Origin of the sequence: Azohydromonas sp. (assembly GCF_035325925.1) — a bacterium.
Lineage (GTDB): Bacteria > Pseudomonadota > Gammaproteobacteria > Burkholderiales > Burkholderiaceae_C > Calidifontimicrobium.
This window is the reverse complement of the sequence record NZ_DAOKZA010000043.1, coordinates 1-13,937: the sequence shown is the minus strand read 5'-3', so window position 1 is coordinate 13,937 and position 13,937 is coordinate 1. Positions and strand designations below refer to the sequence as shown.

Here is a 13,937-nt window from a genome sequence, read left to right as displayed (position 1 = left end):
CTGTGGAGGGCAGGGCGGCGGCGCACGACGGCGGCGCCGCGACGGGGAGCGCCGATTCTATCGGCGCGGTCGGATGCGGCTTGATGCCGCGTTCGGTCTCGTACAGCTCGGCCCCTTCGCGCCGTCCCGGCCTGCGCAGGCAGGTCGTGAGCCGCGGCGCTCAGCCTTGCAGGCCGCGGCCTCGCACAGCTCGGCCCCTTCGCGCCGTCCCGACCTGCGCAGGCAGGTCGTGAGCCGCGGCGCTCAGCCCTTGACGCACACCAGGGGCTCGACGCGGGCCACCTTGCGCGCCAGTCCGGCGCGGTCGGCGGCGTCGACGACCGCGGCGACGTCCTTGTACGCGCCGGGGGCCTCCTCGGCGATGCCGCGCGACGACGGGCTGCGGATCAGGATGCCGCGCGCGGCCAGTGCGTCGACGACCTGACGCCCGTGCCAGCGCTTGAGCGCCTGCTGCCGGCTCATCGCGCGCCCGGCGCCGTGGCAGGCCGACGAGAACGCGAGCGACTCCGATGCCGTGGTGCCGGCGAGCACGTACGACGCGGTGCCCATCGAGCCGCCGATCAGCACCGGCTGGCCGGCGTCACGCAGCGCCGGCGGCAGGTCGGGGTGGCCCGGACCGAACGCGCGCGTGGCGCCCTTGCGATGCACGTACAGCTCGCGCCAGCGGCCGTCGACGCGGTGGCACTCGAGCTTGCAGGTGTTGTGCGAAACGTCGTAGAGCACCGGCATCCGCGCCCGCGGCAGCACGGCGGCGAAGACCTCGCGCACGAGGTGGGTCAGGATCTGGCGGTTGGCCAGCGCGCAGTTGATCGCGGCGCGCATCGCGCCCAGGTAGGCGCGGCCGAGGCCGGACGTCAGCGGCGCGCAGGCCAGTTCGCGGTCGGGCAGCACCAAGCCGTGTGCCGGCGCGTCCTCGACCATGCGACGCAGGAACTCGGTGCCGATCTGGTGCCCGAGTCCGCGCGAGCCGCAGTGGATCATCACGACGACATCACCGCGCTTCAGCCCGAACGCCGCGGCGATCGCCTCGTCGTGCACGTCGGTGACCTCCTGCACCTCGAGGTAGTGGTTGCCGCTGCCCAGCGTGCCCATCTCGTCGCGCTGGCGCCGCTTGGCCCGATCGGACACCTCGCCGGGCTTCGCGTGCAGCATGTGGCCGCGCTCCTCGACGCGCTCGAGGTCGGCCGGCGAGCCCCAGCCACGGTCGACGGCCCACCGCGCGCCGCCGGCGAGCATCTCGTCCATCTGCTGCGCGTTCAGCCGGATCGCACCGGTGCTGCCGACGCCCGCGGGGATGCCGGCGTACAGCGCATCGGCCAGCCTCGCCTGCACCGCCGTCACGTCGGCGCGCGCCAGGCCGGTGTGCAGGCAGCGCACGCCGCACGACACGTCGAAGCCGACCCCGCCGGCGCAGACCACGCCGCCGGCGTCGGCGTCGAAGGCGGCGACACCGCCGATCGGAAAGCCGTAGCCCCAGTGCGCATCGGGCATCACGTGGGACGCGCCGACGATGCCCGGCAGCGTCGCGACGTTCATCGCCTGCTCGCGCACCTTGTCGTCCATCGCGCGCACGAGCGCCTCGTCGGCGAAGATGCGCACCGGCACGCGCATCGGCCCGTGCGCCGGGACCTCCCAGTCGCACTCGCCGTGGCGGATCAGGTCGGTGGTGTCCACGCTGCGTTCCTCAGACGTCGACCACGGTCTGCGCCAGCCAGCCACCGTCGGCGGTGCGCGCGACCCGCAGTGCCGTGTAGGTGGCGCCCTTGACCTCGACGGCCGGGCGGTGACGCGCGACGTCGACCGGCTCGCCGTGCGCCCGCGCGTGCAGGCGACCGTCGTCGAGCCGCACATCGAAGCGCGAGAACAGCATGCGACGCACCGCCATCTCGTAGATCAGCGCGTTGAGCCACTGCGCGAGCAGCAGTTCGTGGTCGGCGGCTTCGCAGGTGATCGGCACCGACTCGTGCGGCGCGACGCGTGCCGGGTCGGTGATCACCGCCGTCAGCGCCACCGCCGCCTGCTCGAAGGCCTGCGCCTCGGTCGTGCCCAGGCCGCGCACGCCGACGTCGGCGTCGTGCTCGAAGTGCTCCCAGCGGGGCGCGCCGGCCGTGGTCATGGGCGCGATGCTGCCACCGAAAGCGAAGAAGCCCCGCGGTGCGGCGACCGGCGGGGCTTCGGCAGGGGTCTGGTGGCGCTTCAGGGACTCGAACCCCGGACCTGCGGATTATGATTCCGTCGCTCTAACCGACTGAGCTAAAGCGCCTGAGCGGCGCATTATAGCGGCGGCCCCGCAGCCGGCTTCCGACCCTTCCGGATCCCTCGATGTTCAGCTTCTTTCGCAAGAAGGCGCCGCCGCCGGCTGCGCCCGAGACCGCCGCTGCGGCCGTGCCGACCGCCACCGCGAATGCAGCGGCTGCGCCGGTGGACGTCGCTGCGCCGCCGCCGTCCGGCGGTGCGGTGCCTGCCGCCGAGCCTGCCGCCGCGCCTGCCGCGTCCGCACCGCGTGCCGGCTGGCTCGACCGCCTGCGCGCCGGCCTGCGCAAGACCGGCAGCAGCATCACGCAGGTGTTCACCGGCACGCGCATCGACGACGCGCTGTATGAGGAGCTCGAGGCTGCGCTGCTGATGGCCGACGCCGGGATCAAGGCCACCGAGTACCTGCTCGCCGACCTCAGGCGTCGCGTGAAGGACGCCAAGGCCACCGACCCGCAGCAGGTCAAGGCGCTGCTCGTCGATGCGGTCTCCGAGTTGCTCGCGCCGCTGCAGAGGCCGCTGGTCATCGGTGGCGAGGGCGCCGACGCGACGCCGACGGTGATCATGGTCGTCGGCGTCAACGGTGCCGGCAAGACGACGAGCATCGGCAAGCTCACGCGGCACCTCGCCGACGCCGAGCAGAAGGTGCTGCTGGCGGCCGCCGACACGTTTCGCGCCGCGGCGCGCGAGCAGCTCGCCGTGTGGGCCGACCGCAACCGCGTCGAGATCGTCGCGCAGGCCGGGGGCGATCCGGCGGCGGTGACGTACGACGCGGTCGTCGCCGGCCGCTCGCGCGGCTGCGACGTGGTCATCGCCGACACCGCCGGGCGTCTGCCGACGCAGCTGCACCTGATGGAGGAGCTCAAGAAGATCCGGCGCACGATCGGCAAGGCGCAGGCCGGTGCACCGCACGAGGTGCTGCTGATCGTCGACGGCAACACCGGGCAGAACGCGCTGGCGCAGGTCAAGGCGTTCGACGACGCGCTGCAACTCACCGGACTGGTCGTGACCAAGCTCGACGGCACCGCCAAGGGCGGCGTGCTGGCGGCGATCGCGCTGTGGTCGCGCGAGCGCGCGCAGCGCGACGCGGCGCACCGGCCGTTGCCGGTGTACTTCATCGGCGTCGGCGAGAAGCTCGAGGACCTGCAGACCTTCGACGCGCGCGAGTTCGCACAGGCGCTGCTGGATTAGAGGCCGCCACTGGGCGGCCCGGCGCGCAAGCCGTGGTCAGCGGCCGAAGCCCGGCGGCAGCAGGCCGCCGGGGCCCTTCATGCCGCCCATGCGCTTGAGCATCTTCGCGAGCCCGCCGCCCTTCATCTTCTTCATCATCCCCTGCATCTGCCCGAACTGGTTGAGCAGGCGGTTGACTTCCTGCACGTGCACGCCGGCGCCGGTGGCGATGCGGCGCTTGCGGCTGGCCTTGATCAGCTCGGGCTTGCGTCGCTCGAGCGGGGTCATCGAGTGGATGATGCCCTCCATGCGTCGCACCTCGCGCTCGGCGCGGTCCATGTCGACGGCGCCGGCCTTGGCGGTGAGCTGCGTCGGCAGCTTGTCGATCATGCCCGACAGGCCGCCCATGTTCTTCATCTGCTGCAGCTGCAGCAGGAAGTCGTCGAGGTCGAAGCCGTCGCCCGACTTGACCTTCGCGGCCAGCTTCTCGGCGGCCTTCAGGTCGACGCCCTGCTGCACCTGTTCGACCAGCGCGACGATGTCGCCCATGCCCAGCACGCGCCCGGCGTGGCGCTCCGCGTCGAACACCTCGAGGCCGTCGAGCTTCTCGCTCACGCCGGCGAACTTGATCGGCGCGCCGGTAACCTGGCGCACCGACAGCGCGGCGCCGCCGCGCGAGTCGCCGTCGAGCTTGGTCAGGATCACGCCGGTCAGCGGCAGCGCTTCCTTGAACGCCTTGGCGGTGTTGACGGCGTCCTGGCCCTGCATCGCGTCGACGACGAACAGTGTCTCCACCGGGTTGAGCGCCGCATGGAGCTCGCGGATCTCGGCCATCAGCGCCTCGTCGATCGCCAGCCGGCCGGCGGTGTCGACGAGCAGCACGTCGTGGTAATGCCTGCGTGCGTGGTCCAGCGCCGCCAGTGCGATGTCGCGCGGCCGCTGCTCGGGCGCCGACGGGAACCACTCGGCACCGGCCTGCTGCGTGACGGTCTTCAGCTGCTCGATCGCCGCGGGGCGGTAGACGTCGGCCGACACCGTGAGCACCTTCTTCTTGCGCTTGGTGATCAGGTGCTTGGCGAGCTTGGCGGTGGTCGTGGTCTTGCCGGCGCCCTGCAGGCCGGCCATCAGGATCACCGCCGGCGGCTGCGCCGCGAGGTTGAGGTCGGCGCCGGGGCGCAGCGCGCCCTGCGCGTCGACCTCCCCCATCGTGCGCGCGAGTTCCTTGTGCACGATGCCCACCAGCGCCTGGCCGGGGTTCAGCGAGCCGACCACCTCCTGGCCGAGCGCCTTGTCCCTGACGCGCGCGATGAAGTCGCGCACCACCGGCAGCGCGACGTCGGCCTCGAGCAGCGCCATGCGCACCTCGCGCAGCATGTCCTGCACGTTGCTTTCGGTGATGCGCGCCTGGCCGCGCATCGTCTTGACCAGGCGCGACAGGCGGTCGGTGAGGGCGGAGGCCATCGGGCGGGGCGGCGGCCGGGAGCGCGGCGTGAACGGTGCCGCGGGGCCGCGAAAGTACACTGACCTGATGATTCTATCGTTCGGGTCCACCGGCTCCGACGACGTCTGGACGTGGGCGCCGGCGGTCGCGGCGATGGTCGCGTACCTGCTCGCGCTGCTGCCCCAGGGCGCGGCGCCGCGGCTGCCGAACGTGGGCCTGGCGGTGGGCTGGCTGCTGCACGCGCTGGCGTTGGTGGTGGACATCGCCGGCGTCGGCGCGCCGGGTGTCGGTGCGCGCTTCGGCTTCGCGCCGGCGCTGTCGGCCACGGTGTGGATGGTCGTCGGCGTGCACCAGGTCGAGAGCCGTCTGCTGCCGCTGCCGGGGGTGCGCCGCCTGCTCGCCGTGTCGGCGCTGGTGGTGGTGGCGATGGCCGCGCTGTTTCCCGGCGAGATGCGGCCCTCCGCGGGCTCGGCCTGGCTGCCGCTGCATTGGCTGCTGGGCATCGTCTCCTACGGGCTGTTCGGCGCGGCGGTGGCGCATGCGCTGATGCTCGACGCCGCCGAGCGCCGGCTGCGCATGAAGACCGTGCCGGGCCACGGGCCGCTGGGGTTGCCGCTGCTGCGTCTCGAGCGGCTGACTTTCCGCTTCGTCGACGCCGGCTTCGCCGTGCTCAGCGCGGCGCTGCTGGTGGGCATGGTCGCGTCGCTGGGCACGCCGGGGCTGTGGCGATGGGATCACAAGACGGTGTTTTCGCTGCTCGGCTGGGCGACGCTGGCCGGGCTGATTACCGGGCGTCACCTGCAGGGCTGGCGCGGCCGGCGCGCGACGCGCTGGCTGTACGCCGGCGCGCTGCTGCTGGTGCTGGCCTACGTCGGTTCGCGCTTCGTGATCGAAGTGCTGCTGCAGCGCGGGGGATGACGCGATGGCCAAGTACCTGGTGGTGCTGATCGTCGTCGCACTGGTGCTGTGGCTGATGTTCGGTCGGCGGCGCCGCGACACGCCGCCGCGCGGGCGTCGTGCGGCCAGGGGCGCGCCCGAGGGCATGGCGCGGTGCGCGCACTGCGGCGTGCACCTGCCGCGCAGCGAGGCGCTGCTGCTCGGCGGGCGCACCTACTGCTGTGCCGCGCACCGCGACGCCGGGCCGCGCGACGATGCCTGAACCCGACGTCGCCGCGCCGACACCGCAGCGCCGCCCCGGCGACCGCCGTCGCGGCGGCGACCGTCGCCGGGGCGATCGCCGCGGCGCCGAGCGCCGCGCGCCGCTGCAGGACTTCGACGCCTCGTGGTTCGCGGCGCTCGGCGTCGACACCGCGTCGCCGGCGGCCGACGACGCAGAGTCGCGTTTCGCCGCCGGCTGGGCGGACGCGCAGGCCGCCGATAGCCGCTTCCTGTCGCGACAGGCGCGGCGCGTCGCGACGCAGGGGGCGACCGCGTTCCAGCGCATCTACCGCACCTTCCTCGCCGCGCGCGCGGCGTTGGGGGTCGCGCTGGCGGCGGCGCTGGTGGCCGGCCACCTGCTGGGGCTGCGCACTGCGGCGCTGCCGCTGGCGCTGAGCGGCGCCTACGCACTGGCCGCGGTGGCGACCTGGTGGTGGCCGCCGCGGCACGACGGCGCCGATGCGTCCGGGACCGCGCGGCTGGGCCGGGTGCCGTGGCTGGCGACGATCGGTGTCGACCTGCTGGTGTTCTCGGCGCTGTACCTGTTCGAGCCGTCGTCCAACCTGAACTACTTCGCGCTGCTGGTGCTGCCGGTGCTGATGGCCGGCGTGCTGACCCGCCGCATGGCGGCACTGGGCACCGCGGCGGCGGTGACGCTGCTGCTGCTGGCCAACGGCTGGCGACTCGTGCTCGCCGGCGCCGACCCGGCCAGTGCAATCACGCCCGCGGGGCTGGCCGGCACGGGCCTGTTCATCGTCACGCTGATTGCCGGCGAGGTGGCGGGGCGCCTGGCGCGCGAGGAACTGACCGCGCGAGGCAGCCTCGAGATCGCGCGCCAGCAGGCGCAGCTGAACCGGCTGGTGATCGACGAGATGGGCGAGGGCGTGCTCGTGCTCGACCGGCGCGCACGCGTGCGCAGCGCCAACCCGTCGGCGCGCCGGCTGCTGGTGGGCGAAGGGCTGGCGCCTGCGGCGCCGTTCGCGTTGCACGACGTGCCGGCCTGGGCGGCGCTGGTGCAGGCGGTCGAGCGCGCCTTCCGCGACGGGCACTGGCCCGACGCCGGGCGGGACCTGCGGCTGGACTTCGGCGGCGGGCACGGTCGTTCGCTGCGGTTGCGCGTGCGCTTCACGCGGCGCCGCCCGGTGGCGGGCGAGGACGAGGTCGACGCGGCGGCGGCGCCGGCGCACGAGGACCTGTGCGTGCTGTTCATCGAGGACGTGCGCAACGTGCTCGCGCGCACGCGGCAGGAGAAGCTCGCCGCGATGGGGCGCGTGTCAGCGGGCATCGCGCACGAGATCCGCAACCCGCTGGCAGCGATCGCGCAGGCCAACGCGCTGTTGCGCGAGGACGCGCTGGCGCCGGCACAGCAGCAGCTCGCGCGCATGGTGGCCGACAACGTCGAGCGCCTGAAGCGCATCGTCGACGACGTGCTCGAGGTCGCAACCGGGGCGTCGGCCGCGCCGCAGGCGGTCGACGCGGCGGCCGAGGTCGACGCGGTGGTGCGCGACTGGGCGACCACCGCAGGGCTGCCGCTGGGCGACGCCAGTCGCCTGAGGCTGACGCTCGCACCGGGGCCGCTGCACGTGTGGTTCGACCCCGAGCACCTGCGCCGCGTGCTCGTCAACCTGCTCGACAACGCACGGCGCCACGCCAGCGACACCGCCGGCGCGATCGTCGTGACGCTCGCGCAGCCGGTGCCGCAGGTGGTGCGGCTGAGCGTGGCCAGCGACGGTGCGCCGATCCCCGCCGACGTCGAGCCGCATCTGTTCGAGCCGTTCTTCTCGACGCGCAGCCGCGGCAGCGGACTCGGCCTGTATATTTGCCGCGAGTTGTGCGAACGATATGGAGCGAGCATCGACTATCGCCAGCGCCCGCCGGGCCAGCGCCACCGCAACGAGTTCGTGATGACGATGCGCGCCACCCACGCGCCGTCGGCATGAATGCGACCGCGGCCGGCCACGGTCTGCTCGTCGTCGACGACGAGCCCGACCTGCGCACGCTGTACGAACTGACGCTGGTGCGCGAGGGCTACGCCGTCGAGACCGCCGACAACGTCGCCGAGGCGCTCGAGCGGCTGCGCGGGCAGCGCTACAGCGCCGTGATCACCGACATGCGCCTGCCCGACGGCAGCGGGCTCGACGTGCTGCACTGGCTCGAGTCGAACGCACGCGCCGAGAAGGCGGTGGTGATCACCGCCTACGGCTCGGCAGAGAACGCGGTCGAGGCGCTGAAGGCCGGCGCCTACGACTACCTGACCAAGCCGGTCGACCTGCGCCAGTTCCGCGCCGTCGTCGCCTCGGCGCTCGGTCTTGCGCCCGCGGCGGTGACCGCCGCGGCGCGACCGCCACCGTCTGCGCCGCCGTCTGCGCCGGCGAGCGCGCTGCGCAAGCTGGTCGGTCGCACGCCGGTGATGCAGCAGGTGCGCTCGCTGGTCGAGAAGGTCGCGCGCAGCATGGCGCCGGTGCTGGTGCAGGGCGAGTCGGGGACCGGCAAGGAACTGGTGGCGCGCGCGATCCACGACGTCAGCCCGCGCGGCGCGCAGGCCTTCGTCGCCGTCAACTGCAGCGCGATCCCGGAGGCACTGCTCGAGGCCGAGTTCTTCGGCTACCGCAAGGGCGCGTTCACCGGTGCCACCGAGGACCGCGAGGGCTTCTTCCAGGCCGCGCACGGCGGCACGCTGTTCCTCGACGAGATCGGCGACCTGCCGCTGGCGATGCAGAGCAAGCTGCTGCGCGCGATCCAGGAGCGCTCGGTGCGCCCGGTCGGCGCCACCGGCGAGACGCCGGTGAACGTGCGCATCGTCAGCGCCACGCACAAGGACCTCGCGGCCGAGGTGCAGGCCGGGCGCTTCCGCCAGGACCTGTACTACCGGCTCAACGTGATCCAGATCTGCGTGCCGCCGCTGCGCGAGCGCATCGCCGACCTGCCGGAGCTGTGCGAGGCCGTGCTCGCGCGGCTCGCCGCCGACGCCGGCGTCAGCCCGCCGCCGACGCTGAGCGCGGCGGCGCTATCGCTGCTGGCGCGCTATCCCTTCCCCGGCAACGTGCGTGAACTCGAGAACCTGCTGCACCGCGCGGTCGCGCTGTCGGGCGGCGACGTCATCGACGCCGCGGACCTCGGCCTGCCCGAGGTCGCGCTGGCCGACGCCGAGCCCGGGATGCAGGACGCCGTCGAGGTCGCGGCCGCGCCACCGCCCGACGGCACCGCGCCGCTACCGCGCGACCTCGTCGCGCACCTCGACGCGGTCGAGCGCGAGATCCTCGAGCGCGCTCTCGAGCGCCACCGCTACAACCGCACCGCCGCCGGCGCCAGCCTCGGGCTGACGTTGCGCCAGATGCGCTACCGCATGGCGCGCCTCGGCGTCGACCCCGGGGACCATGGCGGTGAACGGCGCGATCCCGGCTGAGTCCCGCCGCGCACGCGGTTGGTCGCAGGGGTGGTGGCGCGGCGCGCGGCGCTGCGCGTCGCCGAACTTCGGCCCGCGGCCCCCGGGCACGTCGATCGACCTGGTGGTGATCCACTCGATCAGTCTGCCGCCCGGCGTGTACGGCGGCGACGACATCGAGCGACTCTTCACGAACCGGCTCGACGCCGACGCGCATCCCTACTACGAGCGGCTGCGCGGGCTGAGGGTGTCGGCGCACTTCCTGATCCGCCGCGACGGCGAGCGCGTGCAGTTCGTCTCGTGCGACGAGCGCGCCTGGCACGCTGGCGCGTCGCAGTGGCGCGGGCGCGACGGCTGCAACGACTGGTCGATCGGCGTCGAGCTCGAAGGGCTCGAGGCCGAGCGCTTCGAGCGCGCGCAGTACCGCTCGCTGGCCACGCTGTTGCGCGCACTGTGCCGGCGTTACCCGGTGCGCGAGGTGGTCGGGCACGAGCACGTCGCACCGGGTCGCAAGGCCGACCCCGGCCCCGGCTTCGACTGGGCGTTGCTGCAGCGCCGGCTCGCGACGCCCACCGCCGCTGCCGCGCTGGCGCTGCCGGCGCTGGGCTGAAGGAAGCGCCACCTCGCACGCGCTCGGCGCCTCCGGCTCGGGCGGGACGCGCCGGCAGCACCGCAGGCCCGGCGGTCACTCGAGGGTCGTGCGATCGGCCATCGCCGGTGCCGGCGCCGCAGCGATGGCCGGCGCGAGTCGGGAGGGATTCGGCGGCCTCGCGCCACCCGGGCATTCCCGCATCGCGGCACACCATATCTAGTGCTGTAAGATCCCGGCAACCCCTAGATGTAGTGTTCGTTGTCCACGATCACTCCAGCGCGTTTCCACATCCTTGTCCACAACCGCCGGTGCGCGGACCGCCGAGCGGCCGCGCGCTGTGGCGCCTCGCGCCGAGGCCCGGGGGGGCGAGGCACACCGACGACCCGAGAGAGGAGCTCCATGCACAACATCGCCGCCAGCCCCGTCAGCACCACCTTCGTCGCCGCCGCGCAGCCGTCGTCCGTCGCGCCGGTCAGCGCTTATCACGGCTACCAGATCATCCGCCGCAACGGCGCGGTGGTCGCCTTCGAGCCGAACAAGATCGCGGTGGCGCTGATGAAGGCCTTCCTGGCGGTGCACGGCACGCAGGGCGCGGCGTCGGCGAGCGTGCGCGAGACCGTCGACGAGCTGACCGAGACGGTGGTGCGCGGGCTGCTGCGCTCGCGCCCCGGCGGCGGCACGTTCCACATCGAGGACGTGCAGGACCAGGTCGAGCTCGGCCTGATGCGAGGCGGCCACCACGAGGTGGCACGTGCCTACGTGCTGTACCGCGAGCGCCGCGCGCAGGAGCGCGCGAAGCAGGCGCAGACCGCCGCGCCCGCGGCGCCGGCGTTGCACGTCACCGACGTGCGCGGCCAGCGCTTGCCGCTCGACGAGGCGAAGCTGCAGGCGCTGATCGCCTCGGCCTGCGAGGGGCTGGGCGACGAGGTCAGGGCCGAGCCGATCCTCGCCGAGACGCGCCGCAACCTCTACGACGGCGTGCCGCTGGCCGAGGTGCACAAGGCGGCGATCCTCGCCGCGCGCACGCTGATCGAGCGCGAGCCGGGCTACACGCGCGCCACCGCACGGCTGCTGCTGCACACGATCCGCCAGGAGATTCTCGGCGAGGAGACGACGCAGGCGCAGATGGCCGAGCGCTACCCCGAGGTCTTCCCGCAATGCGTGAAGAAGGGCGTGGCCGCCGAGCTGCTCGACGACAAGCTGCTGCAGTTCGACCTCGCCCGGCTGGGGGCCGCGCTGAAGCCCGAGCGCGACCTGCAGTTCGACTACCTCGGCCTGCAGACGCTGTACGACCGCTACTTCCTGCACGTCGACGAGCAGCGCATCGAGCTGCCGCAGGCGTTCTTCATGCGTGTGGCCATGGGCCTGGCGCTCAACGAGATCGACCGCGAGGCGCGCGCGATCGAGTTCTACGACGTGCTGTCGACCTTCGACTTCATGAGCAGCACGCCGACGCTGTTCAACAGCGGCACGCGGCGCAGCCAGCTGTCGAGCTGCTACCTGACCACGGTGGCCGACGACCTCGACGGCATCTACGAGGCGCTGAAGGAGAACGCGCTGCTGTCCAAGTTCGCCGGCGGCCTGGGCAACGACTGGACGCGCGTGCGCGCTTTGGGCAGCTACATCAAGGGCACCAACGGCAAGAGCCAGGGCGTGGTGCCGTTCCTGAAGGTGGTCAACGACACCGCGGTGGCGGTCAACCAGGGCGGCAAGCGCAAGGGGGCGGTGTGCGCGTACCTGGAGAGCTGGCACCTCGACATCGAGGAGTTCCTCGAGCTGCGCAAGAACACCGGCGACGACCGGCGGCGCACGCACGACATGAACACCGCCAACTGGATCCCCGACCTGTTCATGAAGCGGGTGATCGAGGGGGGCGACTGGACGCTGTTCAGCCCCAGCACCTGTCCCGACCTGCACGACAGGTTCGGCGCCGACTTCGAGGCCGCCTACACCGCGTACGAGGCCAAGGTCGACCGCGGCGAGATCAGGCTCTACAAGCGCATGCCGGCCAAGGACCTGTGGCGCAAGATGCTGTCGATGCTGTTCGAGACCGGGCACCCGTGGATCACGTTCAAGGACGCCTGCAATGTCCGCTCTCCGCAGCAGCACGTCGGCGTCGTGCACAGCTCGAACCTGTGCACCGAGATCACGCTGAACACCAGCGACAGCGAGATCGCGGTGTGCAACCTGGGGTCGGTGAACCTGGCGCAGCACCTGAAGGCGGCGCCGGACGGCTCGAAGGCCATCGACCACGCCAAGCTGAAGAAGACGGTGGCCACGGCGATGCGCATGCTCGACAACGTCATCGACATCAACTACTACGCGGTCAAGAAGGCACGCGACAGCAACCTGCGCCACCGCCCGGTGGGCTTGGGCATCATGGGCTTCCAGGACAGCCTGTACCAGCTGCGCGTGCCGTACGCCAGCGCCGAGGCGGTCGAGTTCGCCGACCGCTCAATGGAGGCGGTGTGCTACCACGCGTACTGGGCCAGCACCGAGCTGGCCGAGGAGCGCGGGCGCTACTCGAGCTACCGCGGCAGCCTGTGGGACCGCGGCATCCTGCCGCTGGACACGCTGAAGCTTCTGGCGCAGGAGCGCGGCACGGCCCCGTTGAGAGACGGGGCCCCCGCCCCGTCTTACGTCGAAGTCGACACCTCGGCGACGCTCGACTGGGACGCGCTGCGCGCACGCATCGCGCAGCACGGCATGCGCAACAGCAACTGCGTGGCGATCGCGCCGACGGCGACGATCAGCAACATCATCGGCGTCGACGCGTCGATCGAGCCGAGTTTCGGCAACCTGTCGGTCAAGTCGAACCTGTCGGGCGAGTTCACGGTGGTCAACGAGTACCTGGTGCGCGACCTCAAGCGGCTGGGCCTGTGGGACGACGTGATGCTGATGGATCTGAAGCACTACAAGGGGTCGCTGCGCGCCATCGACCGCGTGCCCGGTGAGCTGAAGCAGCTGTACGCGACCGCTTTCGAGATCGAGCCGGCCTGGCTCGTCGAGGCGGCGGCGCGCCGGCAGAAGTGGATCGACCAGGCGCAGAGCCTGAACATCTACATGGCCGGCGCGTCGGGCAAGAAGCTCGACGAGACCTACAAGCTCGCGTGGCTGCGCGGCCTGAAGACGACGTACTACCTGCGCACGACGAGCGCGACGCACGTCGAGATGAGCACCGTGAACACGCGCCAGCTCAACGCCGTGCCGCAGGCCGGCGGCGGCACGCCGTCCGCGGCCGAGCCGGCGAGCGACGTCAAGTTCTGCGCGATCGACAACCCCGACTGCGAGGCGTGTCAGTGAGCAGACGGTTGCAGCGGGTTGCGGCGAAGGCTCGTGTCGCGCAGCGACGCGAGTCGCAGCCACAACCCCGACTGCGAGGCGTGTCAGTGAGCAGACGGTTGCAGCGGGTTGCGGCGAAGGCTCGTGTCGCGCAGCGACGCGAGTCGCAGCCACAACCCCGGCTGCGAGGCCTGCCAGTGAGATCGGGCACGTGAGCGCGTGACGATGCATCGATGCAGCGGCGTGCGCGAACGTCGCCGCTTCGATGCGAGGTCGCAACAACGCGCGCGCCTCGATGTCAACAAGTGCTTGGTGTTTCGACGCAACACTCGGATAATTTCAACGAACAGGACGTACACACACATGCTGGTCTGGGAAGACGACGTTCGCCCCTCCACGACACCTGCGAACCCCGCTGCGCCGAGCCGGCCTCGCGACGCGCGGACCATGACCCCGTCGCCCCTCTCGTCGCCTTCGCTGTCGCTGGCCGAGGCCGTGCCCGCGCGACGCGCGCCACCGTCGATGTCGCCGGTGCAGCCCGCCTCCGCGCCGAGCCAGCGCCGGGTCAACGTGGCCGACAAGCGCATCATCAACGGCCAGACCGACGTCAACCAGCTGGTGCCGTTCAAGTACAAGTGGGCCTGGGAGAAGTACCT

At 72.3% G+C, this 13,937-nt stretch carries 10 protein-coding genes, 1 tRNA gene and 1 pseudogene; 8 read left to right on the top strand and 4 right to left on the bottom strand.

The genetic code is table 11. The annotated features are described in order from the left end of the window. Positions 1-243: 243 nt before the first annotated feature. The 3 genes from PKC53_RS14580 to PKC53_RS14570 all read right to left on the bottom strand — a co-directional run bounded on the left by PKC53_RS14580 (position 244) and on the right by PKC53_RS14570 (position 2,263). The gene (locus PKC53_RS14580; RefSeq protein ID WP_324429843.1) at positions 244-1,674 is read right to left on the bottom strand and encodes an RtcB family protein; all 1,431 of its coding nucleotides are present in this window, start codon (positions 1,672-1,674) and stop codon (positions 244-246) included. A gap of 10 nt (positions 1,675-1,684) precedes the next feature. Next, on the bottom strand, positions 1,685-2,116 hold the full coding sequence (locus PKC53_RS14575) for an archease (protein ID WP_324429841.1): 432 nt from the start codon (positions 2,114-2,116) through the stop codon (positions 1,685-1,687). 70 nt (positions 2,117-2,186) lie between these two features. Then, positions 2,187-2,263, bottom strand: a tRNA-Met gene (locus PKC53_RS14570). Between the two features lie 59 nt (positions 2,264-2,322). Between PKC53_RS14570 and ftsY the strand changes: the two genes are divergently transcribed. Continuing rightward, entirely contained in the window at positions 2,323-3,444 is a 1,122-nt protein-coding gene (gene ftsY / locus PKC53_RS14565; protein WP_324429839.1) for a signal recognition particle-docking protein FtsY, read from the top strand. 36 nt (positions 3,445-3,480) lie between these two features. Here ftsY and ffh read toward each other — a convergent pair whose 3' ends face one another. Then, positions 3,481-4,884, bottom strand: coding sequence for a signal recognition particle protein (ffh, locus tag PKC53_RS14560; RefSeq protein ID WP_324429837.1), 1,404 nt, complete (start codon positions 4,882-4,884; stop codon positions 3,481-3,483). Positions 4,885-4,951: 67 nt separating this feature from the next. Here ffh and ccsA point away from each other — a divergent pair, with 67 nt between their 5' ends. The 7 genes and pseudogenes from ccsA to PKC53_RS14525 form a co-directional block, all read left to right on the top strand. Beyond that, positions 4,952-5,782, top strand: a complete 831-nt coding sequence (gene ccsA, locus PKC53_RS14555; protein WP_324429835.1) for a cytochrome c biogenesis protein CcsA — start codon at positions 4,952-4,954, stop codon at positions 5,780-5,782. Between the two features lie 4 nt (positions 5,783-5,786). Beyond that, positions 5,787-6,023 carry a PP0621 family protein gene (locus PKC53_RS14550; RefSeq protein ID WP_324429834.1) on the top strand — a complete coding sequence of 79 codons (237 nt, stop codon included), beginning with the start codon at positions 5,787-5,789 and terminating at the stop codon, positions 6,021-6,023. Beyond that, complete coding sequence (locus PKC53_RS14545; protein ID WP_324429832.1) at positions 6,016-7,962, top strand: PAS domain-containing sensor histidine kinase; 1,947 nt, start codon at positions 6,016-6,018, stop codon at positions 7,960-7,962. The genes PKC53_RS14550 and PKC53_RS14545 overlap by 8 nt, the downstream gene beginning before the upstream one ends. Further along, positions 7,959-9,428: a sigma-54 dependent transcriptional regulator gene (locus PKC53_RS14540; protein ID WP_324429829.1), complete on the top strand. Its 1,470-nt coding sequence runs from the start codon at positions 7,959-7,961 to the stop codon at positions 9,426-9,428. The genes PKC53_RS14545 and PKC53_RS14540 overlap by 4 nt, the downstream gene beginning before the upstream one ends. Further along, positions 9,400-10,017, top strand: coding sequence for a 1,6-anhydro-N-acetylmuramyl-L-alanine amidase AmpD (ampD, locus tag PKC53_RS14535; protein WP_324429828.1), 618 nt, complete (start codon positions 9,400-9,402; stop codon positions 10,015-10,017). Before PKC53_RS14540 ends, ampD begins: the two co-directional genes overlap by 29 nt. A 381-nt stretch (positions 10,018-10,398) precedes the next feature. Next, positions 10,399-13,302: a ribonucleoside-diphosphate reductase subunit alpha gene (locus PKC53_RS14530; protein WP_324429826.1), complete on the top strand. Its 2,904-nt coding sequence runs from the start codon at positions 10,399-10,401 to the stop codon at positions 13,300-13,302. 426 nt (positions 13,303-13,728) lie between these two features. Further along, a pseudogene (locus tag PKC53_RS14525) lies at positions 13,729-13,937 on the top strand (ribonucleotide-diphosphate reductase subunit beta); the annotation flags it as partial.